Origin of the sequence: Cryobacterium soli (genome assembly GCF_003611035.1) — a bacterium.
Classification (GTDB): Bacteria; Actinomycetota; Actinomycetes; order Actinomycetales; family Microbacteriaceae; genus Cryobacterium; species Cryobacterium soli.
The window spans coordinates 1,010,600-1,034,274 of record NZ_CP030033.1 but is presented as its reverse complement, the minus strand read 5'-3'; the positions used below and the strand labels follow the sequence as shown (position 1 = coordinate 1,034,274).

Annotated in this window: 16 protein-coding genes and 4 rRNA genes; 18 read left to right on the top strand and 2 right to left on the bottom strand. The window is 65.2% G+C overall.

The window, feature by feature from the left end; all coding sequences use genetic code 11:
- Positions 1-580 precede the first annotated feature (580 nt).
- From DOE79_RS20430 to DOE79_RS04665, 13 genes are all read left to right on the top strand, one after another.
- The gene (locus tag DOE79_RS20430) at positions 581-964 is read left to right on the top strand and encodes a hypothetical protein (RefSeq protein ID WP_162942601.1); all 384 of its coding nucleotides are present in this window, start codon (positions 581-583) and stop codon (positions 962-964) included.
- 101 nt (positions 965-1,065) lie between these two features.
- Positions 1,066-2,106, top strand: coding sequence for a phenylalanine--tRNA ligase subunit alpha (gene pheS, locus DOE79_RS04720; RefSeq protein WP_120340164.1), 1,041 nt, complete (start codon positions 1,066-1,068; stop codon positions 2,104-2,106).
- Entirely contained in the window at positions 2,106-4,640 is a 2,535-nt protein-coding gene (gene pheT / locus DOE79_RS04715; RefSeq protein ID WP_120337499.1) for a phenylalanine--tRNA ligase subunit beta, read from the top strand. The genes pheS and pheT overlap by 1 nt, the downstream gene beginning before the upstream one ends.
- A 120-nt stretch (positions 4,641-4,760) precedes the next feature.
- Positions 4,761-5,804: an N-acetyl-gamma-glutamyl-phosphate reductase gene (gene argC / locus DOE79_RS04710; RefSeq protein ID WP_120337498.1), complete on the top strand. Its 1,044-nt coding sequence runs from the start codon at positions 4,761-4,763 to the stop codon at positions 5,802-5,804.
- Positions 5,801-6,985 carry a bifunctional glutamate N-acetyltransferase/amino-acid acetyltransferase ArgJ gene (gene argJ / locus DOE79_RS04705; protein WP_120337497.1) on the top strand — a complete coding sequence of 395 codons (1,185 nt, stop codon included), beginning with the start codon at positions 5,801-5,803 and terminating at the stop codon, positions 6,983-6,985. Before argC ends, argJ begins: the two co-directional genes overlap by 4 nt.
- On the top strand, positions 6,985-7,935 hold the full coding sequence (gene argB / locus DOE79_RS04700) for an acetylglutamate kinase (protein ID WP_120337496.1): 951 nt from the start codon (positions 6,985-6,987) through the stop codon (positions 7,933-7,935). The genes argJ and argB overlap by 1 nt, the downstream gene beginning before the upstream one ends.
- On the top strand, positions 7,932-9,137 hold the full coding sequence (locus tag DOE79_RS04695) for an acetylornithine transaminase (RefSeq protein WP_120337495.1): 1,206 nt from the start codon (positions 7,932-7,934) through the stop codon (positions 9,135-9,137). The genes argB and DOE79_RS04695 overlap by 4 nt, the downstream gene beginning before the upstream one ends.
- Positions 9,138-9,185: 48 nt before the next feature.
- Positions 9,186-10,115, top strand: coding sequence for an ornithine carbamoyltransferase (gene argF, locus DOE79_RS04690; protein ID WP_120337494.1), 930 nt, complete (start codon positions 9,186-9,188; stop codon positions 10,113-10,115).
- Between the two features lie 62 nt (positions 10,116-10,177).
- Positions 10,178-11,377: an argininosuccinate synthase gene (locus DOE79_RS04685; protein ID WP_066594420.1), complete on the top strand. Its 1,200-nt coding sequence runs from the start codon at positions 10,178-10,180 to the stop codon at positions 11,375-11,377.
- Positions 11,378-11,385: 8 nt separating this feature from the next.
- Positions 11,386-12,822, top strand: coding sequence for an argininosuccinate lyase (gene argH / locus DOE79_RS04680; RefSeq protein WP_120337493.1), 1,437 nt, complete (start codon positions 11,386-11,388; stop codon positions 12,820-12,822).
- Between the two features lie 28 nt (positions 12,823-12,850).
- Complete coding sequence (locus tag DOE79_RS04675; RefSeq protein WP_120337492.1) at positions 12,851-13,471, top strand: DNA-3-methyladenine glycosylase; 621 nt, start codon at positions 12,851-12,853, stop codon at positions 13,469-13,471.
- Between the two features lie 44 nt (positions 13,472-13,515).
- The gene (locus DOE79_RS04670; protein ID WP_120337491.1) at positions 13,516-13,956 is read left to right on the top strand and encodes a MarR family winged helix-turn-helix transcriptional regulator; all 441 of its coding nucleotides are present in this window, start codon (positions 13,516-13,518) and stop codon (positions 13,954-13,956) included.
- Between the two features lie 59 nt (positions 13,957-14,015).
- Positions 14,016-14,459 carry an OsmC family peroxiredoxin gene (locus tag DOE79_RS04665; RefSeq protein ID WP_066594425.1) on the top strand — a complete coding sequence of 148 codons (444 nt, stop codon included), beginning with the start codon at positions 14,016-14,018 and terminating at the stop codon, positions 14,457-14,459.
- A gap of 90 nt (positions 14,460-14,549) precedes the next feature.
- On the opposite strand, the gene DOE79_RS04660 is transcribed toward DOE79_RS04665, so the two are convergent.
- Positions 14,550-15,179 (bottom strand): hypothetical protein, encoded by a 630-nt coding sequence (locus tag DOE79_RS04660; protein WP_120337490.1) that lies wholly within the window; start codon positions 15,177-15,179, stop codon positions 14,550-14,552.
- An 11-nt stretch (positions 15,180-15,190) separates the two neighbouring features.
- Complete coding sequence (locus DOE79_RS04655) at positions 15,191-15,856, bottom strand: DNA-binding protein (RefSeq protein WP_120337489.1); 666 nt, start codon at positions 15,854-15,856, stop codon at positions 15,191-15,193.
- Between the two features lie 141 nt (positions 15,857-15,997).
- Here DOE79_RS04655 and tyrS point away from each other — a divergent pair, with 141 nt between their 5' ends.
- The 5 genes from tyrS to rrf (DOE79_RS04630) all read left to right on the top strand — a co-directional run bounded on the left by tyrS (position 15,998) and on the right by rrf (DOE79_RS04630) (position 23,643).
- Positions 15,998-17,299, top strand: coding sequence for a tyrosine--tRNA ligase (tyrS, locus tag DOE79_RS04650; RefSeq protein ID WP_120337488.1), 1,302 nt, complete (start codon positions 15,998-16,000; stop codon positions 17,297-17,299).
- Positions 17,300-17,859: 560 nt separating this feature from the next.
- A 16S ribosomal RNA gene (locus tag DOE79_RS04645) occupies positions 17,860-19,380 on the top strand.
- 460 nt (positions 19,381-19,840) lie between these two features.
- Positions 19,841-22,969, top strand: a 23S ribosomal RNA gene (locus DOE79_RS04640).
- 121 nt (positions 22,970-23,090) lie between these two features.
- A 5S ribosomal RNA gene (rrf, locus tag DOE79_RS04635) occupies positions 23,091-23,207 on the top strand.
- Between the two features lie 319 nt (positions 23,208-23,526).
- Positions 23,527-23,643: ribosomal RNA gene (gene rrf, locus DOE79_RS04630) — 5S ribosomal RNA — on the top strand.
- Together the 16S, 23S and 5S rRNA genes form the textbook arrangement of a ribosomal RNA operon.
- The last annotated feature ends 32 nt before the right edge of the window (positions 23,644-23,675 follow it).

Here is a 23,675-nt window from a genome sequence, read left to right as displayed (position 1 = left end):
CGGCATCGCATACCGGCGTCATTTTCGCGGGCGAGAGAGTCGCCGGCGTTCCGGCTTTAGAGATCGTTTTTGCTGGTAAATGCCATATCTGGGATGTAGTGGATGCGTTGACATTCGCTGTGCTTGGGAGGAGGGTTCCCACCAACTCAAAACATGAAAGTGGGGATTCTGATGCGAAAGTTAATTCTCTGGCCCTCTGCAGTGGCACTGGGGGTCGTGCTCGCTGCAGGTGGTCTCGGGGCGACAGCGGCGCAGGCAGCTGCGTGCACGCCCAGTGCAAGTGCTTCCTCGTCCGGCGGGGTCATCACCGCGCACGGTGCCGCAACCTGCGCGATCGAAGAGGGGAACCGGTACCACGTGACCGTCGTCCTCTACATAGACGGCGAGAACGTTGGTTCCAGCTACACCGAATGCGTTGGCAGCGCACTGAGCACCTGCTCCGGTACGCCAGTCAGCTGGAACAGCTCGGACGATCGCTACTGCGCACGAACGTTGGTCGGCGCGAGGACCATGGGCGCGGACGAGTACACCTCGACGTCCACTGGCACGTACTGCCCGTTCTAGGAAAAGGAGACCAACCATGATGAAGCGTTCACTGGTAGCTATGGTCGCGATCGCGACCGCCTTCGCGAGCACCTTGATCGGCGCAGCCCCAGCTCAGGCAGCGGCAGCATCCTGCACCGTCAAGGTCAATTACGACATCGATGCGAATGGAAACCTGAATTTCCACCCTGTAGCTGTGTGCGATGGTGCCACACTCACCCTCGCGATATATGCCTTCAGCCCGTCGACAGGGACTGAGAGCGTCCTCTACACGGAAAGTCCAGCAGGATCCTATGCGGGTACCGGGTTGTCGATCCCCTATGCCGGCCCAGGGGAGTACTGCATCACGACCGATGTTGTGTGGACGGCTTTAGCCATCGGGAGTTCTAACGTGACGTCGAAGAATTGCGTGACTCGGTAGAAGATCACGCGCGTGGGCGCAGGTCGCTCGCCACCACGCGCACTGCAGCCACCGACACGAAGCTCAGGCCCGACGGGGGCCTGGCACTAAACTTGGGTCTCGTGTCTGCCCCCACTGAAATCACCGAACCCGTCGTCACCGCGGCCGTCGATGCCGCCCTCGCGGCGATCGAGTCCGCGACTGACTCCGCCGCCCTCAAGGCCGTGCGCTCGGCGCACGTCGGCGAGGCTTCCCCGCTGGCCGTCCTGAACGCCCTCATGCGCAGCGTGCCCGGCGACCAGAAGGCCGCCGCCGGCAAGCTCGTCGGCCAGGCCCGCGCCCGGGTCACCCAGGCGCTGAACGCCCGTGAAGCCCAGATCGTCGAGGCCGAGGCCACCGCCCAGCTCGCCGCCGAGACCGTGGACGTCACCGCCGCCGCCTCCACCTGGCGGGCCGGCGCCCGGCACCCGCTCACCCTGCTGCAGGAACGCGTCTCGGACGTGTTCGTGGGCATGGGCTGGGAGGTCGCCGAAGGCCCAGAGCTCGAGAGCGAATGGTTCAACTTCGACGCGCTCAACTTCGACGAGGACCACCCGGCCCGCGCCATGCAGGACACCTTCTTCATCGACCCGCCCGAGGCGCACCTGGTGCTGCGCACTCACACTTCGCCCGTGCAGATGCGCGCGCTGCTGGGCAATGAACCGCCCGTCTACCGCATCTCTCCAGGCCGCGTCTATCGCACCGACGAGCTCGATGCCACGCATACCCCGGTCTTCCACCAGATCGAGGGCATCGCCGTGGACAAGGGCCTCACCATGGCCCACCTGCGCGGCACGCTCGACCACTTCGTCAAGGCCCTGTTCGGCGAGGAGGCCAAGGTGCGCCTGCGCCCCAACTACTTCCCGTTCACCGAGCCGAGCGCAGAGCTCGACCTCTGGCACCCCACCTTCAAGGACGGTGCCCGCTGGATCGAGTGGGGTGGCTGCGGCATGGTCAACGCCAATGTGCTGCGCTCGGCCGGGATCGACCCCGAGGTCTACTCCGGATTCGCGTTCGGCGTGGGTGTCGAACGAGCACTGATGTTCCGCAACGATGTGAAGGATATGCACGACATGGTCGAAGGCGACGTTCGGTTCAGCCAGCAGTACGGGATGACCGTCTGATGCGCGTTCCTCTGAGCTGGCTCGGCGAATTCGTCGACCTCACCCCCGGCACCACACCCGAAGACGTCCACGCGGCGCTCGTGAGCGTGGGCCTGGAGGAAGAAGAGATCCACCGCTTCGAGTTGACCGGACCCATCGTGGTCGGCCAGGTTCTCGAGTTCGTCGGTGAAGAGCAGACCAACGGCAAGACCATCAACTGGTGCCAGGTGCGCGTGGCAGCGGATGGCGAACTCGCCGCCGACGGCGGCCCCGCCATCCACGGCATTGTCTGCGGTGCGCACAACTTCGTCGTCGGCGACAAGGTCGTCGTGACCCTGCCCGGCGCTGTGCTGCCCGGCCCGTTCCCGATCGCGCCCCGCAAGACCTACGGCCACGTGTCCGACGGCATGATCGCGTCGGCCCGGGAGCTCGGCCTCGGCGACGAGCACGCCGGCATCCTGGTGCTCGGCGACCTCGGTCTCGACCCTGAAATCGGCACGGATGCGATCAGCCTGCTGGGCCTGGACGACTCCGCCGTCGAGATCAACGTCACCCCCGATCGCGGCTACGCGTTCTCCATCCGCGGCGTGGCCCGCGAATACTCGCACGCCACCGGTGCGACCTTCCGCGACCCGGCCCTCGCAGTCACCGCGACAGCCTCCACCGAGGTCTTCCCGGTCTCGATCGACGATGCGGCTCCCATCCGCGGCCGTATCGGCGCGAGCGTCTTCGTGACCCGCGTGGTGCGCGGCGTCGACCCCAGCCGGCCGACTCCGGCCTGGCTGATCGCCCGGCTCAAGCTGGCCGGCATCCGTTCGATCTCGCTGATCGTGGACATCACCAACTACGTGATGATCGAACTCGGCCAGCCGATCCACGGCTACGACCTCGACAAGCTCACCGGCGGACTCCTTGTGCGCCGTGCACAGCCGGGCGAGAAGCTCGTCACCCTCGACGACGTCACCCGCACCCTCAACCCTGAAGACCTGCTGATCACCGACGGGTCCGGCCCCATCGGCCTGGCCGGCGTGATGGGCGGAGCGACCACAGAGATCGGCACCGGAACGACCAACGTGCTGATCGAGGCCGCGAACTTCGACCCGGTGTCGATCGCGCGCACCGCCCGTCGGCACAAGCTGCCCAGCGAGGCCTCGCGTCGTTTCGAACGCGGCGTCGACCCCGAGGTCGCCGCCGTCGCGGCCGCCCGTGTGGTGCAGCTGCTCGTGGAGCTCGCCGGGGGAGTGGCCGACGGACTCGGCTCGCTGCACGACGCGACCCCCGAGCGCGCCGCCATCGACCTGCCCACCGGTTTCGTCTCCGGCCTCATCGGCCTGGAGTACACGCGTGAGGAGGTGCGCACCTCGCTGGCCGAGATCGGCGCCTCGATGACGGAAACAACCGACGGCCTGGCCGTGACCGCGCCGAGCTGGCGCCCGGACCTGACCGACAAGTGGACCCTCGCCGAGGAAGTCGCCCGTATCGTCGGCTACGACCGCATCCCCTCGGTGCTGCCCGTCGCCCCGCCCGGCCGTGGCCTCACCCGCACCCAGCAGCTCAAGCGCTCGGTCGCGACGGTGCTCGCCGCCACCGGCCACACCGAGGTACTGGCCTACCCGTTCGTCGCCGAGAAGGCCAACAACCTCTTCGGTGACCCGGTAAGCACGACGGTGCCGCAGATCAAGGTGGCCAACCCGCTCGACGGTGAGGCGCCCTTCATGCGCACCTCGATGCTGCCCGGCCTGCTGCAGATCGCCCACCGCAACCTGTCGCGCGGCCTCACCGACCTGGCCATCTTCGAGCTCGGCTCGGTCTTCCGCCCCGTCGCGGGCGTCGGCTACGGCAGCGCCGTGGTGCCGCCGGCCGCCGTGCGCCCCAGCATTGAGGTCGAGGCCCAGCTGAACGCCGGCATCCCGCCGCAGCCGTTCACCGCCGGCATCGTGCTGCTCGGCAACACCGTGCGCCACCAGCCCGGCCAAGCGCCCATCACCGCGTCCTGGCAGGACGCCCTCACGGCCGTGAACCAGATCAGCCTGGCCGTCGGCCTGCCGATCCAGGTTCGTCAGGGCACCCACAAGGCCATGCACCCCGGCCGCACCGCCGAGCTCTTCGTGAGCACGGATGCGGGGGAGCTCTCGGTCGGCTACGCGGGCGAACTGCTGCCCGCGGTGGCCAAAGACGCCGACCTGCCCGCAGTGGTCGCGGTCGTCGAACTCGACCTGTCCGCCGTGTTCGCCCAGGTGACCGGTGAGCTGCAGGCCACCGTGATCGGCACCAAGCCCGCCGCCACCCAGGACCTTTCGCTCGTCGTCGACGCCCACGTCGCCGCCGGCGCCGTGCTGGACGCCGTGCGCGAGGGCAGCGGAGAGCTGTTGGAGAGCATCGAACTGGTCGACGACTACCGCGGTACCGGCATCGAGCCGGGCCAGAAGTCGCTCACCTTCGCCCTGCGCTTCCGCGCACCCGACCGCACTCTCACCGCGGCCGAGGCCAGCGACGCCAAGCTGGCCGGCGTGCAGCTCGCCGCCGCCCGCCACGGAGCGCACCTGCGCGAGTAGCGGCAGCAGCCCTCGAACGGCCCCGTTCCGGCCCGTCGTCCCGCCTGGCGGGCCGGCTCGCCGGCTGCGGGGCCGTTCTCGCGATTCTGGCGGGCGCGAGCAGCCGGGTAAGTTTGATCCATGGTCTTTTCGGTAGCGGTAGCCGGCGCAAGCGGGTATGCGGGCGGTGAGCTGCTGCGTCTGCTGGCCGCTCACCCCGATTTCGAGGTGCGCACGGTCACCGCGCACAGCAACTCCGGCCAGCGCCTGGTCGACGTGCAACCGCACCTGCGATCCCTCTCCCACCTCGTGCTGGGCGACACCGATGCCACGACCCTGTCCGGTCACGACGTCGTCTTCCTCGCCCTGCCGCACGGAGCCTCCGGCGCCTTGACCGCCGAGCTGCCCGCCGACACCCTCGTGGTGGACTGCGGCGCGGACCACCGGCTGGAGAGCGAGGCCGACTGGGCCGCGTTCTACGGCGGCGACTACTTCGGCGCCTGGGCCTACGGGGTGCCAGAGCTTCCCGTGGACGGCGGCCGCCAGCGCGACCGCCTGGTGGGCGCCCGGCGGATCGCGGCACCCGGCTGCAACGCCAGCACCGTGGCCCTCGCCCTGGCGCCGGGCATCCTGGCCGGCGTGATCGAGGCCGCCGACATCGTGGCCGTGCTCGCCGTGGGTCCCTCCGGCGCCGGCAAGAGCCTCAAGGTGCCCAACCTGGCCGCCGAGATCCTCGGCTCCGCCAACCCCTACGCCGTCGGCGGCACCCACCGGCACATCCCCGAGATCCAGCAGAGCCTGCGCTGGGCCGGCGCCATCGCCCCCACGGTGTCGTTCACACCGGTGATCGTGCCGATGTCGCGCGGCATCCTGGCCACCTCGACCGCCCGGCTCGTGCCGGGAACCAGCGCTGCCGCCGTGCGTGCGGCCTGGGAGTCGGCCTACGCCGACGAGCCATTCGTGCACCTGCTGCCCAGCGGCCAGTTCCCGCGCACCGCAGACGTGCTCGGTGCCAACACCGCCCTGATCGGCCTCGCGATCGACGAGGCCGCCGGCCGGGTGATCACGGTCACCGCCGTCGACAACCTGGTCAAGGGCACCGCCGGCGCCGCCATCCAATCCGCCAACATTGCCCTGGGGCTGCCGGAAACCCGCGGCCTCAGCACGAATGGAGTTGCCCCGTGAGCGTCACAGCCCCCGCCGGATTCGCCGCCGCCGGCGTCACCGCCGGCCTCAAGAAGTCCGGTGGCCTCGACCTGGCCATCGTGTCGAACCTCGGCCCGCTCGCCAACGCCGCCACGGTGTTCACCAGCAACCGCTGCAAGGCCAACCCGATCATCTGGAGCCAGCAGGTCATGCGTGACGGCCGGGTCAGCGCGATCGTGCTGAATTCCGGCGGCGCCAACTGCTACACCGGCACCATCGGTTTCCAGACCACGCACGCCACCGCCGAGGCCGTGGCCGACCAGCTGCAGGTCTCCGCCGGTGACGTGCTCGTCTGCTCCACCGGGCTGATCGGCGAACAGCTCGATCTGGGCAAGCTCACCGCCGGGGTACTCGACGCCGGCCTCGCGCTCCGCGACACCGCCGCCTCGTCCTCCGCCGACGCCGGGCTCGCCGCCGCCCAGGCGATCATGACCACCGACACCCGGCCCAAGCAGGCCACCCGCCTCTCCCCGGCCGGCTGGACCATCGGCGGCATGGCCAAGGGCGCAGGCATGCTCGCGCCCGGCCTGGCCACCATGCTCGTCGTGATCACCACCGATGCCGTCCTCACCTCGACGCAGCTGGATGCGGCGCTCCGCGAAGCCACCCGGGTCACCTTCGACCGGCTCGACTCCGACGGCTGCATGTCCACCAACGACACGGTGAGCCTGCTCGCCTCCGGCGCCAGCGGCGTCGACGCCGACCCGGCCGAGTTCGCCGCCGCGCTCACCGAGCTCTGCCGCGACCTCACCCTGCAGCTGCAGGGCGACGCCGAGGGCGCCTCGCACGACGTGGCGATCACGGTGCGCAACTCCGCGTCCGAGACCGAGGCCGTCACGGTGGCCCGCGCGGTCTCCCGCAGCAACCTGTTCAAGGCCGCGATCTACGGCAACGACCCCAACTGGGGCCGGGTGCTCGCCGCGGTGGGCACCATCCCCGAAGCGGATGCGGCGTTCGACCCCTACGGCATCGACGTGGCCATCAACGGCATCCAGGTGTGCACGGCCGGCGAGCCCGACCAGCCACGCGAACTCGTGGACCTCACCCCCCGGGCCGTGTCCGTGGTCATCGACCTGCACGCGGGCACCGCCGGCGCCACAATCTGGACCAACGACCTCACCCACGACTACGTCGAAGAGAACAGCGCATACTCGAGCTGATGAGCACCGACCTGCCCACCCCCTCCGCCGCTCCGGTCCCGCCGGTGCCCACCCTCGACGATGTCGACAACACGCCGGCCGAGGCCAAGGTCAAGGCCGCCACGTTGATCGAGGCGCTGCCCTGGCTCAAGAAGTTCCACGACGAGATCATCGTGGTCAAGTTCGGCGGCAACGCCATGGTCAGCGAGGAACTGCAGCGCGCGTTCGCCGAGGACATGGTCTACCTGCGCTACGCGGGCATCCGCCCCGTCGTCGTGCACGGCGGCGGCCCGCAGATCTCGGCGATGCTCGCCCGGCTCGGCATCGAGAGCGAGTTCCGCGGCGGCTACCGGGTGACCACCCCCGAGGCCATGGACGTGGTGCGCATGGTGCTCACCGGCCAGATCAACCGCGACCTGGTCAGCCACATCAACGCGCACGGCCCGTTGGCCGCCGGCCTCAGCGGCGAAGACGCCGGCCTGTTCCGCGGACGTCGCCGCGGTGTGGTCATCGACGGTGAAGAGGTCGACCTCGGCCTGGTCGGCGACGTCATCGGCGTGGACCCCGAGGCCGTGCACGCGCAGTTGAACGCCGGGCGCATCCCGGTCGTGTCATCCATCGCGCCCGACACCGACCAGCCGGGCCAGTCCCTCAACGTCAATGCGGATGCCGCGGCCGCCGCCCTCGCTGTGTCGCTGAACGCGGCCAAGCTCGTGATCCTCACCGATGTGGCCGGGCTCTACAGCGACTGGCCCAACCGTGACTCCCTTGTGTCGGTCATCGACGTCGATGCCCTCCGCGCCCTGCTTCCCGATCTCGAATCGGGCATGATCCCCAAGATGACGGCCTGCCTGGACGCCGTCGAGGGTGGCGTCGCGAAAGCGGCGATCATCGACGGGCGAGTGCCGCACTCGATCCTCGTCGAGATCTTCACCGGCAGCGGTATCGGTACAGAGGTGGTTCCCGCATGACCTGGCACGAACGTTACGACTCGGCGATGATGAAGACCCTGGCGCCCCCGCTGGCCGTGCTGGTGCGCGGTGAGGGCTGCTACGTCTGGGACGAGCACGGCACGAAATACCTCGACTTCCTGGCCGGCATCGCGGTCAACTCCCTCGGCCACGCGCATCCCGAGATGGTCGCCGCCGCGCAGAGCCAGATCGGCACGCTCGCGCACATCTCCAACTACTTCGCGTCCCCGTCGCAGATCGAACTGGCCGAGCGCCTCAAGCGCCTCACCGGTGCGGGCGACGCGGGCAGGGTGTACTTCTGCAACTCCGGCGCCGAGGCCAACGAGGCGGCATTCAAACTCGCCCGGCTCAACACCGCCGGCGGCCGCCGCAGCCGCATCCTCGCGCTGCACGACTCGTTCCACGGCCGCACCATGGGCGCCCTCGCGCTCACCGGTAAGCCACTGATGCGCGCCCCGTTCCAGCCCGTGCCCGGCGGTGTGGAGCACATCGACAGCACCATCGAGGCGCTCGAACGTGAACTCGACGACACCGTGGCCGCCCTGTTCCTCGAACCCGTCAAGGGTGAGGCCGGCGTCATCGACCTGCCCGACGGCTACCTGGCCCGGGCCCGCGAACTGTGCACCCAGCACGGCGTGCTCCTGATCATCGACGAGGTGCAGACCGGGGCCGGCCGCACGGGCACATGGTTCGCCTACGAGCACGCCAATGTGCTGCCGGATGCCGTGACGCTCGCCAAGGGCATCGGCGGGGGAGTGCCCATCGGGGCGCTGGTCACCTTCGGCGACACCAGCGACCTGTTCCTGCGCGGGCAGCACGGCTCCACCTTCGGCGGCAACCCGTTCGTGACCGCCACGGCCAACGCCGTGCTGGGTGTCATCGAGCGCGACGACCTCGTCGGCAACGCCCGTCGCCGCGGCGAGCAGATCCGGGAGATCATCGCCCGCATCGACTCGCCCCTCATCACCGAAGTGCGCGGCCGCGGACTGCTGCTGGGCATCGGCCTGGCCGAACCGGTGGCGCTCAAGCTGGCCGCCGCGGCCCTCGCCGAAGGCCTCATCGTGAACGCCGCGAACGAATCCAGCATCCGGATGGCGCCCCCACTGATCGTGGGCGACGCCGAGCTGGCCGATTTCGACGAGCGGTTCCGGGCCGCCCTGGCGGTCGTGACCAGTTCAGGGCTCGTCTCCACCAGCAGATAAGGTGGAGGAATCCCGCACGACACCGAAGAATCCAGCGAAAGTGACCCCGTGACCCGCCATTTCCTGCGCGACGACGACATCTCACCGGCCGAACAGGCCGAGATCCTCGATCTGGCCCTGGAACTGAAGCGAGACCGATTCGCGGTCCAGCCCCTGGCCGGACCGAAAACCGTCGCCGTGATCTTCGACAAGTCCTCCACCCGCACGCGCGTCTCGTTCGCGGTCGGCATCGCCGACCTCGGCGGCAGCCCGCTGATCATCAGCACCGCGAGCAGCCAGCTGGGCGGCAAGGAAACCGCCGCGGACACGGCCCGGGTGCTTGAACGCCAGGTCGCCGCGATCGTCTGGCGCACCTACGGCCAGGCCGGACTCGAGGAAATGGCGTTGGGCACCACGGTTCCCGTCGTCAACGCGCTCTCCGACGACTTCCACCCCTGCCAGCTGCTCGCCGACCTGCTCACCATCCGTGAGCACCGCGGCGACCTCGCCGGACAGACCCTCACCTTCCTCGGCGACGGCGCCTGCAACATGGCGCAGTCGTACCTGCTCGCCGGCGCGACCGCGGGTATGCACGTACGCATCGCCTCGCCGGCCGGGTACACGCCCTCCGCGCAGGTCGTCGCCGACGCCGAGGCCATCGCCGCCCGCACCGGCGGCTCTGTGGCCCTGTTCACCGACCCGGCCGAGGCCGTGACCGGCGTCGACGTGGTCATCACCGACACCTGGGTGTCGATGGGCAAGGAAGAAGAGAAGGCCACCCGGCTCGGCTCGCTCGGCGGTTACCGCGTCGACGCCGACCTGATGGGCCTGGCCAAGGCCGACGCCCACTTCATGCACTGCCTGCCCGCCGACCGCGGTTACGAAGTGACCGCGGACGTCATCGACGGCCCGCAGAGCATCATCTGGGACGAGGCGGAAAACCGCCTGCACGCCCAGAAGGCGCTGCTGGTCTGGCTGCTCGCGCGCAACGCGCGATAACCGCAGCCACCCACACGCACCACCAATAAACTTGAACCACGAACACTTTATAAAGGAGAACCATGGCTGAGCGGGTTGTACTGGCATATTCGGGTGGCCTCGACACCTCGGTAGGCATCGGCTGGCTGAAGGACGCCACCGGCAAGGAGGTCGTGGCCCTGGCCGTCGACGTCGGACAAGAGGGCGAGGACATGGATGTGATCCGTCAGCGTGCGCTTGACTGCGGCGCGGTGGAATCCATCGTCATCGACGCCAAGGACGAGTTCGCCAACGACTACATCGTTCCGGCGCTCAAGGCCAACGCGCTCTACCAGAAGCGCTACCCGCTGGTCTCCGCGATCAGCCGCCCGCTGATCGCCAAGCACCTCGCCGCCACAGCCCGCGCCCTCGGCGCGGACAGCGTCGCGCACGGTTGCACCGGCAAGGGCAACGACCAGGTGCGCTTCGAAGCCGCCGTCACGGCGCTGGCGCCCGAGCTCACCTCGCTCGCCCCGGTGCGCGACTTCGCCCTCACCCGCGACAAAGCCATCGAATACGCCGCGGTGCACAATCTGCCGATCGCGCAGTCGAAGAAGAGCCCGTACTCCATCGACCAGAACGTCTGGGGTCGCGCCGTCGAGACCGGTTTCCTCGAAGACCCGTGGAACGCTCCGATCGAGGACCTGTACACCTACACGCAGGACCCGTCGATCCCGCGCGAAGCCACCGAGATCATCATCACCTTCGACCAGGGCGTGCCCGTGGCCGTGGACGGCAAGCCGGTCACCCCGCTCGAGGCCGTTGTGCTGCTGAACAAGCTCGCCGGCGACCAGGGTGTCGGCCGCATCGACATCGTCGAGGACCGCCTCGTGGGCATCAAGAGCCGTGAGGTCTACGAGTCCCCGGCCGGTATCGCCCTGATCACCGCACACGAAGAACTCGAGAACGTCACCGTCGAGCGCGACGTCGCCCGCTACAAGCGCGGCGTCGAAGCCAAGTGGAGCGAACTGGTTTACGACGGCCTCTGGTTCTCCGGCCTGAAGAAGTCGTTGGACGCCTTCATCGAGGACACCCAGAAGTACGTCTCCGGCGACATCCGCCTCAAGCTGCACGCCGGCACCGCCGTCGTCACCGGGCGGCAGAGCAAGCAGAGCCTGTACGACTTCGACCTGGCCACCTACGACACCGGCGACTCTTTCGACCAGTCCATGGCCAAGGGCTTCATCGAACTGTGGAGCCTGCCCAGCAAGATCGCGGCCCGCCGCGACCAGGCCGCGAAGTAGGTCACGGTATGACCGGCGACAAGAGTGTGAACCGTGCGGGTGAGGCGGGCGCCCTGTGGGGCGGCCGCTTCGCCGGCGGACCGTCGCCGGAACTGGCGCGCCTGAGCAAATCCACCCATTTCGACTGGCAGCTGGCCGGGTACGACATCCGCGGGTCGCGCGCCCACGCGCGTGCGCTGGCCGCTGCCGGTTACCTCACCGAGGACGAACTGGCCGGCATGCTCGCGGGCCTCGACACCCTCGATGAAGCCGTCACCGACGGGCTGTTCCAGCCGGCCGCGACCGACGAAGACGTGCACTCGGCGCTCGAACGCGGACTCATCGACATCGTCGGCACCGAGCTGGGCGGCAAGCTGCGCGCCGGCCGCAGCCGCAACGACCAGGTGGCCACGCTGGTGCGGATGCTGCTGCGCGACCACGCCGCCGTCATCGCCCGGCTGCTGGTGGACCTCATCGACGCCCTCGCGGCGCAGGCCGAGGCCAACGAGACCGCCATCATGCCCGGCCGCACGCACCTGCAGCACGCTCAGCCGGTGCTGCTGGCGCACCACCTCTTCGCGCACTGCTGGCCGCTCGTGCGCGACCTGGAGCGCTTCGCCGACTGGAACAAGCGCTCCGACTTCTCCCCGTACGGTTCCGGCGCCCTCGCCGGCAACACGCTGGGCCTGGACGCCGGCATGATCGCCACCGAGCTGGGCTTCGGCGCCGTCGTAGAGAACTCCATCGACGGCACCGCGAGCCGCGACCTCGTGGCCGAATTCGCCTACATCACCGCGCAGATCGGCATCGACCTGTCCCGCCTGGCCGAGGAGATCATCCTCTGGAACACCCGCGAGTTCGGGTTCGTCACCCTCGACGACTCCTACTCCACGGGTTCGTCGATCATGCCGCAGAAGAAGAACCCCGATATCGCCGAGCTCGCGCGCGGCAAGTCCGGGCGCCTGATCGGCAACCTCACCGGGCTGCTCACCACCCTCAAGGGGCTTCCACTGGCGTACAACCGCGACCTGCAGGAGGACAAGGAACCGGTCTTCGACTCGATCGAGACCCTCGAGATCCTGCTGCCGGCGTTCACGGGCATGATCGCCACCATCACCTTCCACACCGACCGCATGGCCGAACTGGCGCCGCAGGGCTTCTCGCTCGCCACGGATGTCGCGGAGTGGCTGGTCAAACGGCACGTCAGCTTCCGTGACGCGCACGAGATCACCGGAACCCTGGTGAAGGTGGCCGAGGCCCAGGGTCTCGACCTGCACGAGATCGACGACGCCGGTCTCGCGGAGATCTCCCCGCACCTGGTTCCAGAGGTACGCGAGGTGCTCACCATCCAGGGGTCCGTCACCCGGCGCGACGGCCAGGCCGGAACCGCCCCGGTGCGGGTGGCCGAACAACGCGCCGCCCTCGTGGCCCGCGTGCACTCGCTGGCCACCGCCCTCGAGCGCTGAGAACCGCGCCCTCACCCGAAGCCTGCGGATGACCGTCGACCGTGACCTGTTCGCCCAGGACGCGGTCGGCGTCGCCCCGCTGCTGCTCGGGGGGCTGCTCCGCCACGGCAGCACGGTGCTGCGGATCACCGAGGTCGAGGCGTACCTCGCCGACAGCGACCCGGGCTCGCACGCCTTCCGCCGCCGCACGGCACGCAACGCCACCATGTTCGGCCCGTCCGGGCACCTGTACGCGTATTTCAGCTACGGCATGCACGTCTGCGCAAACATCGTCTGCTCACCGGAGGGCCAGGCATCCGCCGTTCTGCTGCGTGCCGGCGAGATCGTGGCGGGACTGGCCGACGCCCGCACCCGTCGGGGCCCGACGGTGACCGACCGGGACCTGGCCCGCGGGCCGGCGCGGCTGACCCGGGCCCTCGGCATCCGTCTCGACCAGGACGGCGCCGACCTCTTCGCCGAGCCGTTCGAGCTCACCCTGCCCGAGGAACCGCTCGTGGCGCTCACGGGGCCGCGCACGGGCGTGGCCGGTGCCGGCGGAGGAACGGACTACTCCTGGCGGTTCTGGATCCCGGACGAGCCGACCGTCTCGGCCTACCGACGGCACCCCGGCCTGCGCCCGGGCCCCATAGCCCACGACCCCGCTATTTAGATTGCGCACAACACAATCGTGCAAAACTCTGCTACGGTGGGGATATGGCCACCCCGCAGATCCTTCCCCCCGAGCAGCAGATCTGCTTCGCGCTGTACTCGGCGTCGCGGTCGCTCACCGGGCGCTACCGCGCCCTGCTCGCGCCGCTGGGCATCACCTATCCGCAATACCTCGTCATGCTGGTGCTCTGGGAATCCGGCACCAGCACGGTCAGCCGGCTGGGGGAGCGCCTGGAACTGGACTCCGGCACCCTGTCCCCGCTGCTGAAGCGGCTCGAGACCCTCGGCCTGGTCGTGCGCGGGCGTTCCGGGCGCGACGAGCGGGTCGTCGAGGTGGCCCTCACCCCCGCCGGCGATGCGATGCGCAGCCAGGCGCCGCACATCACCGAGCAGATCTGTGCGGCCACCGGGCTCCCTCCGGCCGAACTCATGGAGTTGCAGGGCCAGATCGCGGCCCTCGCCCAGCGCGTCCGCGCGCTCACCTGAACCTTCCCGTCCCGGCCAGCCCGTCTGGCCAGTCCCACCACAACAGAACGGAATTACCTATGCCCACTCGCACCGCGCGCACCGGCTGGACCGGAACCCTCGAAGCCGGAGAGGGCCAGGTCGAGCTGACCAGCTCAGGCCTCGGCACCTACGACGTCTCCTTCCCCAAGCGCAGCGCCGACAGCGCGAACGGCTTCACGAGCCCCGAAGAGCTGCTCGCCGCCGCGCACTCCGCCTGCTACTCCATGCAGCTCTCCGCAGAGCTGGCGGCAGCCGGCGACATCACCATCGAGGCCCTCGACGTGGCAGCCGACGTGACCCTGGGCGCCGACCCGGCGGGCGGCTTCCGCCTCACCGGCATCCACCTCACCGTTCGCGGTGAGGTCACCGGCATGGACAGCGAGACCTTCCTCGCCGCCGCAAACGCCGCCAAGCTGAACTGCCCGGTCAGCAAGGCGCTCACCGGCGTCGACATCACGCTGGATGCGGCGCTCGAAGCGTAGGCATCCGCACAACACACAGCCCGGCCGGCAGGATCATCCTGCCGGCCGGGCTGTGTCGTGTGTGGGCGCCGGTGTCGGACCGGCGGTGGGTCAGGACTGGGCGAGGCTGACCAGAATGGCGCAGGCGCACGCCCAGATGAGGCTCGCGAACGTGCCGATGATGAACCGCTCCCGGGCCTCGGACGAGGCGAGCTCGGTGAACCGGCCGACACCCTTGATGGCCACGACCACGGCGAGGGCCTCGGGGAAGCCGGCGAGAATGGCGCCGGCGACGGCGAGCCTCTCGAGCACGCCGATCGTGAGGCCGCCGCGCAGCACCTCGTGCACCGGGGCCGGGGGAGCCGCCGCGGCGGAGGCGTCGGTGTCGACGGCGGTCGGGGCCGGCGCATCCGTGCCCACCAGGATGCCGCCGTGGCTGCCCGGGGCCACCGAGTTCTTCGTGGCCAGCTGCAGGGCGAGCACGGCGGCCGGCCCGCCGCCGATGACGGCGAGGATCAGGCCGGCGAGGCCGATGACCACGCCGAACGCCACCGGGGCTGCACCAACGGGTACGGCGGCCAGCAGAAGCGCGGCCGCCAGGGCGCCGGCGGAGGCGATGGCGAAGGGCTGCTTGCCGAGCCGGAAGGCGAGGACCGCCAGGATCAGTGACGCCATGGTCACCAGGAGCAGGAGTACCCAGTAGAGGTAGAGCACGACGGAGAAGGAGTCCAGGATGTTCATTCGGTCGATTCCTATTCGCTGGTGCCGCGGTCGAGGTTCTGTAGCAGCCTAACGAGTGCCGGATGCGCGGCGCGCTCGACCTTCCATTGCGCGCTCTTCACCCGCTGGCTGACCGCCGCGGTGGAGATGCCGAGTTCACGGGCGATGGCGGTCTGTGCCAGACCGCGCTCGAGTAGGTCCACGGCCTCCCATCCCTCAGCGGTGCGGCGTTGGCGCAGGAGAAGCAGCATCGATACGAGCGCCTCCACTTCCGCGGCGGTCGAGCTGTCGGGGGAGTCCCCGTCGGCCTTTGCGGCCGGGCCGGGGGGAGTGGCCTCGACCGTCGTGGCCGTCGGGGTCTCCAGCGCGAACCGTGCCTCGGACCGTTTGGCCCGGGTCACCGCGGCCCGCGCCGCGATGAAGGCGTCGCCCGTCGCTTGCCGGGTGCTGGCCGGGAGGGGGGTGCGGATCCGGCCGATGCCCACGCCGATGCTCCAGAACCCGGTGCGATGCAGGTCGAGCAGCACGCTGAAGGCGTCCGCGGCGACGGGAACGAGCAGCTGGATCTCGTCGCCGGAGGTCTGGTCGGGCGGCAGTGCGAAGGCCGCGGCGTGCCGGCCCACGAGCTCGGCGATCATCTCGGTGGCACGGTCTCGGTCGTGGCGGCTGTCGATTTGATCGGCGGTAATCACAAACATGGGTTAAGTCTCCGTCCTAAATGCAGCCTAATCAAGGTTCAAGCATTAATCCAGTCTGATTCAGCCTCACGGCTTGATTTTGGAGAGAAATCCGGGGCGTCGCCACGCGGGTGAGCTCGGCCGCGCTGGTAATCTGGCTTCGTGTCAGACCCCAGCATCCTTGCCCAGCAAGCCAACGATCCCACCTTCGACGACGTCTGGGAGGAAATCACCTGGCGCGGCCTCGTGCAGGTCTCCACCGACCAGGAGGCCCTGCGCACTCTGCTCACCGGGGCACCGATCACCTATTACTGCGGCTTCGACCCCACCGCGGCGAGTCTGCACCTGGGCAACCTGGTGCAGCTGCTGCTCATGCGCCGGCTGCAGCTCGCCGGTCACCGGCCGCTCGGACTCGTCGGCGGATCCACCGGTCTCATCGGAGACCCGCGGCCCACCGCCGAGCGCACGCTGAACACCCCGGAGGTCGTCAACGAGTGGGTCGGCTACCTGCAGGCGCAGGTCACCCGGTTCTTGAGTGCCGAAGGCGACAACGCCGTGACCCTGGTGAACAACCTGGACTGGACGGCGCCGCTGTCCGCCATCGACTTCCTGCGCGACATCGGCAAGTACTACCGGGTGGGCACCATGCTCAAGAAGGATGCCGTGAGCGCCCGCCTCAACTCGGACGCCGGCATCAGCTACACCGAGTTCAGCTACCAGGTGCTGCAGGGAATGGACTTCCTCGAGCTCTACCGCAGCTACGGCTGTGTGCTGCAAACCGGGGGGAGTGACCAGTGGGGCAACCTCACCAGCGGCACCGACCTCATCCACCGGGCAGAGGGCACGAGCGTGCACGCCATCGGCACCCCGCTGATCACGAACACCGACGGCACCAAGTTCGGCAAGAGCGAGGGCAACGCCGTGTGGCTCGACCCCGCTCTCACGAGTCCGTACGCCATGTACCAGTTCTGGCTCAACACCGACGACGCCGACGTGATCGACCGGCTCAAGGTCTTCACGTTCCTCAGCCGCGCCCAGATCGAGGCGCTCGCGGAGGCGGTGGCCACCGAGCCGTTCAAGCGCGAGGCCCAGCGCACCCTGGCCTTCGAGGTCACGAGTCTCGTGCACGGTGTGACGGCAACGGATGCCGCGATCCAGGCCACCCAGGCTCTCTTCGGCCAGGGGGAGCTCGCCGATCTCGACCCGGCAACGCTCGAAGCGGCGCTGCGGGCGTTGCCCAACACCACAACCTTCCCGCAGGCGCAGGTGATGCAGGTGCTTGTGGACACCGGTCTCACCAAGAGTCTGGGCGAAGCCCGCCGGGCGATCGGCCAGGGCGGCGTCTACCTCAACAACGTCAAGGTGACGGATGAGTCGGCCACCGTTGAGGGATCCGTTCTCGCCGGGGGAGTGGCCGTGCTCCGACGCGGCAAGAAGACCCTCGCCGGCGTCTTCGTCGAGTAGCCGCCCGGGCCCGGCCGCTATGTGACCGGGAAGTTACGCGGGCGTTGCGGGTGGATGTCGATTTGCGACACGCCCGGGATGCTCCCGGGATTGCGGGGTCCTGGGAACCCGCGTAATGTCATCTCTTGTCACCCCACAGGTGCGGAAAGCCGAAGAGCTTCCCGGCCTCAAGCGGGACCACTTCCAAGTAACGGTAGCGAATTCATTCGAACTAACGTGCTTGATGGCGTTTGATTCACTCCTATTCTGGAGCAGATCGTAACGACACGAAAACAGAATTACATCGAAGTGCCTCAGTGCAAAGGTCAATATGGCCGGCGGCTGGGTGCGTCCGATCCTTGAGAACTCAACAGCGTGCACAATGTCAAATGCCAAAAACCTCGGTCGTAGGGCTCCTTTCTAGGGGGTACCGCGGAAGAGATTCCTTTGGAAAACATTTAAACAACAAAGCAAGTCAGTAATGATTTGTTCTGTCAGTTTCAAACTTGCATCGTTGTCGCCTATTCCGGCGGCTCGGTGCACTAGATGTGACGCCAGCTTGCTGGTTAGTCAGCTAAACATTTACGGAGAGTTTGATCCTGGCTCAGGACGAACGCTGGCGGCGTGCTTAACACATGCAAGTCGAACGGTGAAGAGGAGCTTGCTCCTTGGATCAGTGGCGAACGGGTGAGTAACACGTGAGTAACCTGCCCCAAACTCTGGGATAAGCACTGGAAACGGTGTCTAATACCGGATACGAGCTTCAGCCGCATGGCTAGGAGTTGGAAAGAATTTCGGTTTGGGATGGACTCGCGGCCTATCAGCTAGTTGGTGAGGTAATGGCTCACCAAGGCGACGACGGGTAGCCGGCCTGAGAGGGTGACCGGCCACACTGGGACTGAGACACGGCCCAGACTCCTACGGGAGGCAGCAGTGGGGAATATTGCACAATGGGCGCAAGCCTGATGCAGCAACGCCGCGTGAGGGACGACGGCCTTCGGGTTGTAAACCTCTTTTAGTAGGGAAGAAGCGAAAGTGACGGTACCTGCAGAAAAAGCACCGGCTAACTACGTGCCAGCAGCCGCGGTAATACGTAGGGTGCAAGCGTTGTCCGGAATTATTGGGCGTAAAGAGCTCGTAGGCGGTTTGTCGCGTCTGCTGTGAAAACCCGAGGCTCAACCTCGGGCCTGCAGTGGGTACGGGCAGACTAGAGTGCGGTAGGGGAGATTGGAATTCCTGGTGTAGCGGTGGAATGCGCAGATATCAGGAGGAACACCAATGGCGAAGGCAGATCTCTGGGCCGTAACTGACGCTGAGGAGCGAAAGCATGGGGAGCGAACAGGATTAGATACCCTGGTAGTCCATGCCGTAAACGTTGGGAACTAGATGTGGGGACCATTCCACGGTCTCCGTGTCGCAGCTAACGCATTAAGTTCCCCGCCTGGGGAGTACGGCCGCAAGGCTAAAACTCAAAGGAATTGACGGGGGCCCGCACAAGCGGCGGAGCATGCGGATTAATTCGATGCAACGCGAAGAACCTTACCAAGGCTTGACATATAGAGGAAACGGCTGGAAACAGTCGCCCCGCAAGGTCTCTATACAGGTGGTGCATGGTTGTCGTCAGCTCGTGTCGTGAGATGTTGGGTTAAGTCCCGCAACGAGCGCAACCCTCGTCCTATGTTGCCAGCACGTAATGGTGGGAACTCATGGGATACTGCCGGGGTCAACTCGGAGGAAGGTGGGGATGACGTCAAATCATCATGCCCCTTATGTCTTGGGCTTCACGCATGCTACAATGGCCGGTACAAAGGGCTGCAATACCGCAAGGTGGAGCGAATCCCAAAAAGCCGGTCTCAGTTCGGATTGAGGTCTGCAACTCGACCTCATGAAGTCGGAGTCGCTAGTAATCGCAGATCAGCAACGCTGCGGTGAATACGTTCCCGGGCCTTGTACACACCGCCCGTCAAGTCATGAAAGTCGGTAACACCCGAAGCCAGTGGCCAAACCCGCAAGGGATGGAGCTGTCGAAGGTGGGATCGGTGATTAGGACTAAGTCGTAACAAGGTAGCCGTACCGGAAGGTGCGGCTGGATCACCTCCTTTCTAAGGAGCACAGCACCTCTCCTCTGTATACAGGGAGATCAACAGGTGCCAAGTCATACGAAGACGAATGTTCTTCGATGGCGCTCATGGGTGGAACATTGACATTGATGCGCAGAGTAATGGTCTGAACCAAGTACGCTCCTTCGGGGGTTGGAAAAGTTTGCGCCGGCATGAAACGCATATGCACGCTGTTGGGTCCTGAGGGACCGGAACGATCGGGGCAACCTGGTTGGACTTTTCCTCTGGACCTTTTCTTGTCAGCAGTCGTACTCTTCGGGGTCGCTGGCTTGGAGGGGTACCGCCCGTACTTTGAGAACTACACAGTGGACGCGAGCATCTTAAATTTGAACCCTTCGGGGTCAAATTACAAAGATCAACACACTTTTCGAAGTGTGTGATCATTGGTCAATTTCGGTCACGGACTTTGTTCGTGACACTTAATCGATTCAAACTCATGTGATTTCAAATTTCTAAGAGCAAACGGTGAATGCCTTGGCATGTAGAGCCGAAGAAGGACGTAGTAATCTGCGATAAGCCTCGGGGAGTTGATAAACGAACTGTGATCCGAGGATGTCCGAATGGGGAAACCCCGCCAGGCCCGCAAGGTGACCTGGTGACTCCCGCCTGAATATATAGGGCGGGTAGAGGGAACGTGGGGAAGTGAAACATCTCAGTACCCACAGGAAGAGAAAACAATAGTGATTCCGTTAGTAGTGGCGAGCGAACCCGGAAGAGGCTAAACCGATCATGTGTGATAGCCGGCAGGCGTTGCATGGTCGGGGTTGCGGGACTTTTCTGCTGCTTCTGCCGAACAGTGAGGGTTAGAACGTTGTATAGACGAACAGGATTGAAAGCCTGGTCATAGAGGGTGCGAACCCCGTAGTCGAAATGCAGCAATCGCCCGAAGAGTATCCCAAGTAGCACGGGGCCCGAGAAATCCCGTGTGAATCTGTCAGGACCACCTGATAAGCCTAAATACTCCTACATGACCGATAGTGAACAAGTACCGTGAGGGAAAGGTGAAAAGTACCCCGGGAGGGGAGTGAAATAGTACCTGAAACCGTTTGCTTACAAACCGTTGGAGCACCCTTTGTTGGTGTGACAGCGTGCCTTTTGAAGAATGAGCCTGCGAGTTAGTGATATGTGGCGAGCTTAACCCGAGAGGGGAATGCGTAGCGAAAGCGAGTCTGAATAGGGCGATTCAGTCGCATGTCCTAGACCCGAAGCGAAGTGATCTATCCATGGCCAGGTTGAAGCGACGGTAAGACGTCGTGGAGGACCGAACCCACTTCAGTTGAAAATGGAGGGGATGAGCTGTGGATAGGGGTGAAAGGCCAATCAAACTTCGTGATAGCTGGTTCTCTCCGAAATGCATTTAGGTGCAGCGTTGCGTGTTTCTTGCCGGAGGTAGAGCTACTGGATAGCCGATGGGCCCTAAAAGGTTACTGACGTTAGCCAAACTCCGAATGCCGGTAAGTGAGAGCGCAGCAGTGAGACGGTGGGGGATAAGCTTCATCGTCGAGAGGGAAACAACCCAGACCACCATCTAAGGTCCCAAAGCGCGTGCTAAGTGGGAAAGGATGTGGAGTTGCATAGACAACCAGGAGGTTGGCTTAGAAGCAGCCACCCTTGAAAGAGTGCGTAATAGCTCACTGGTCAAGTGATTCCGCGCCGACAATGTAACGGGGCTCAAGCACGCCACCGAAGTTGTGGCATTGATATTTTTGGTAAGCCGCACCCTTGTGGTGTTGGTTCAGCCGTGTTGATGGGTAGGAGAGCGTCGTGTGGCCAGCGAAGCGGCGGTGTAAACCAGCCGTGGAGGCTACACGAGTGAGAATGCAGGCATGAGTAGCGAAAGACGGGTGAGAAACCCGTCCTCCGAAAGATCAAGGTTTCCAGGGCCAGGCTAATCCGCCCTGGGTAAGTCGGGACCTAAGGCGAGGCCGACAGGCGTAGTCGATGGACAACGGGTTTATATTCCCGTACTGATGAAAAACCGTCCAAGCTAATCCAGTAATGCTAAGCATCTGAATCCTCTAGATGGATCCCTTCGGGGTGAAGCGTGAGGCCTAGCGTGCGACCCTATGCTGGTGCGGTTAGCGTATTAACAGGTGTGACGCAGGAAGGTAGCTGAGCCGGGCGATGGTTGTCCCGGTCTAAGGATGTAGGCCGAGAGATAGGCAAATCCGTCTCTCATATAAGGCTGAGACCCGATGGGTAGCCCGTAAGGGTGAAATCAGTGATCCTATGCTGCCAAGAAAAGCATCGACGCGAGGTTTTAGTCACCCGTACCCCAAACCGACTCAGGTGATCAGGTAGAGAATACTAAGGAGATCGAGAGAATCGTGGTTAAGGAACTCGGCAAAATGCCCCCGTAACTTCGGGAGAAGGGGGGCCTGAGGCGTGAAGGGATTTACTCCTGGAGCGTTCGAAGGCCGCAGAGACCAGTGGGAAGCGACTGTTTACTAAAAACACAGGTCCGTGCCAAGTCGCAAGACGATGTATACGGACTGACGCCTGCCCGGTGCTGGAAGGTTAAGAGGAACGGTTAGCCGTAAGGCGAAGCTGAGAATTTAAGCCCCAGTAAACGGCGGTGGTAACTATAACCATCCTAAGGTAGCGAAATTCCTTGTCGGGTAAGTTCCGACCTGCACGAATGGCGTAACGACTTCCCAGCTGTCTCAACCGCGAACTCGGCGAAATTGCATTACGAGTAAAGATGCTCGTTACGCGCAGCAGGACGGAAAGACCCCGTGACCTTTACTACAGCTTGGTATTGGTGTTCGGTGTGGCTTGTGTAGGATAGGTGGGAGACTGTGAAGCTTGGACGCTAGTTCAGGTGGAGTCATCGTTGAAATACCACTCTGGTCATATTGGATACCTAACTTCGAACCGTGATCCGGTTCAGGGACAGTGCCTGGTGGGTAGTTTAACTGGGGCGGTTGCCTCCTAAAAAGTAACGGAGGCGCCCAAAGGTTCCCTCAACCTGGTTGGCAATCAGGTGTCGAGTGTAAGTGCACAAGGGAGCTTGACTGTAAGACTGACAAGTCGAGCAGGGACGAAAGTCGGGACTAGTGATCCGGCAGTGGCTTGTGGAAGCGCTGTCGCTCAACGGATAAAAGGTACCTCGGGGATAACAGGCTGATCTTGCCCAAGAGTCCATATCGACGGCATGGTTTGGCACCTCGATGTCGGCTCGTCGCATCCTGGGGCTGGAGTAGGTCCCAAGGGTTGGGCTGTTCGCCCATTAAAGCGGTACGCGAGCTGGGTTTAGAACGTCGTGAGACAGTTCGGTCCCTATCCGCTGCGCGCGCAGGAAATTTGAGAAGATCTATCCCTAGTACGAGAGGACCGGGATGGACGAACCTCTGGTGTGTCAGTTGTTCCGCCAGGAGCACCGCTGATTAGCTACGTTCGGAACGGATAACCGCTGAAAGCATCTAAGCGGGAAGCCGGCTTCGAGATGAGATTTCCATCCCTTAGGGGGAGAGGCTCGCAGCTAGACTACTGCGTTGATAGGCCGGATGTGGAAGAGAGGACTAAAGACTCTTGGAGCTGACCGGTACTAATAAGCCGATAATTTGATAACACTCAGTTTGAATAAGCTGCTATGCGTCCACTATGTGGTTCTCGATGTACGGTCGAGAACAAACGCCCTCCACGCGGGGGCTCTATAACTAAAAATATAGATTCGATTCATCGGAAGATGTTTCGGCGGCTATAGCAAGAGGGAAACGCCCGGTCACATTCCGAACCCGGAAGCTAAGACTCTTTGCGCCGATGGTACTGCAGGGGGGACCCTGTGGGAGAGTAGGACACCGCCGGACTTAACTTAGAAACACACGAAATGGCCACCCCACACGGGGTGGCCATTTTGCGTTTAACCCCACCCCGCCCGAAGCCTCGACACGCTCGACCACCGATCGGACGCGGCGTGTACGCGTTCGCGACATTCTGCGCGCGGGCGGGGCCGGCGGCATCCGCGACCTGCGAGGTGAGCAACGGAATCGGCGTGGTTGTGGGGCTTTTCTCGCAGGTCGCGGGGGAGGCGCGGGCGGCCGTTCTCCTGTAGACTCGAGGGATCGAAGCTTGATGGTTCGAAACGACTTGATGACCGGCACCTGGTGCCGGGGCATCGCACATTGTTTCGGCGGCCATAGCAAGAGGGAAACGCCCGGTCACATTCCGAACCCGGAAGCTAAGACTCTTTGCGCCGATGGTACTGCAGGGGGGACCCTGTGGGAGAGTAGGACACCGCCGGACTTAACTTAGTCAAAATGGCCACCCATTCGGGT

Bases quoted from the DNA above. Each gene is read 5' to 3' on its own strand.
- DOE79_RS04665 (WP_066594425.1), top strand. From the start codon at position 14,016: ATGCCCACTCGCACCGCGCGCACCGGCTGGACCGGAACCCTCGAAGCC.
- argB (WP_120337496.1), top strand. From the start codon at position 6,985: ATGAGCACCGACCTGCCCACCCCCTCCGCCGCTCCGGTCCCGCCGGTG.
- DOE79_RS04655 (WP_120337489.1), bottom strand. From the start codon at position 15,856: ATGTTTGTGATTACCGCCGATCAAATCGACAGCCGCCACGACCGAGAC.
- pheT (WP_120337499.1), top strand. From the start codon at position 2,106: ATGCGCGTTCCTCTGAGCTGGCTCGGCGAATTCGTCGACCTCACCCCC.
- DOE79_RS04695 (WP_120337495.1), top strand. From the start codon at position 7,932: ATGACCTGGCACGAACGTTACGACTCGGCGATGATGAAGACCCTGGCG.
- DOE79_RS04685 (WP_066594420.1), top strand. From the start codon at position 10,178: ATGGCTGAGCGGGTTGTACTGGCATATTCGGGTGGCCTCGACACCTCG.
- DOE79_RS04670 (WP_120337491.1), top strand. From the start codon at position 13,516: ATGGCCACCCCGCAGATCCTTCCCCCCGAGCAGCAGATCTGCTTCGCG.
- argH (WP_120337493.1), top strand. From the start codon at position 11,386: ATGACCGGCGACAAGAGTGTGAACCGTGCGGGTGAGGCGGGCGCCCTG.
- DOE79_RS04660 (WP_120337490.1), bottom strand. From the start codon at position 15,179: ATGAACATCCTGGACTCCTTCTCCGTCGTGCTCTACCTCTACTGGGTA.
- DOE79_RS20430 (WP_162942601.1), top strand. From the start codon at position 581: ATGATGAAGCGTTCACTGGTAGCTATGGTCGCGATCGCGACCGCCTTC.
- DOE79_RS04675 (WP_120337492.1), top strand. From the start codon at position 12,851: ATGACCGTCGACCGTGACCTGTTCGCCCAGGACGCGGTCGGCGTCGCC.
- argC (WP_120337498.1), top strand. From the start codon at position 4,761: ATGGTCTTTTCGGTAGCGGTAGCCGGCGCAAGCGGGTATGCGGGCGGT.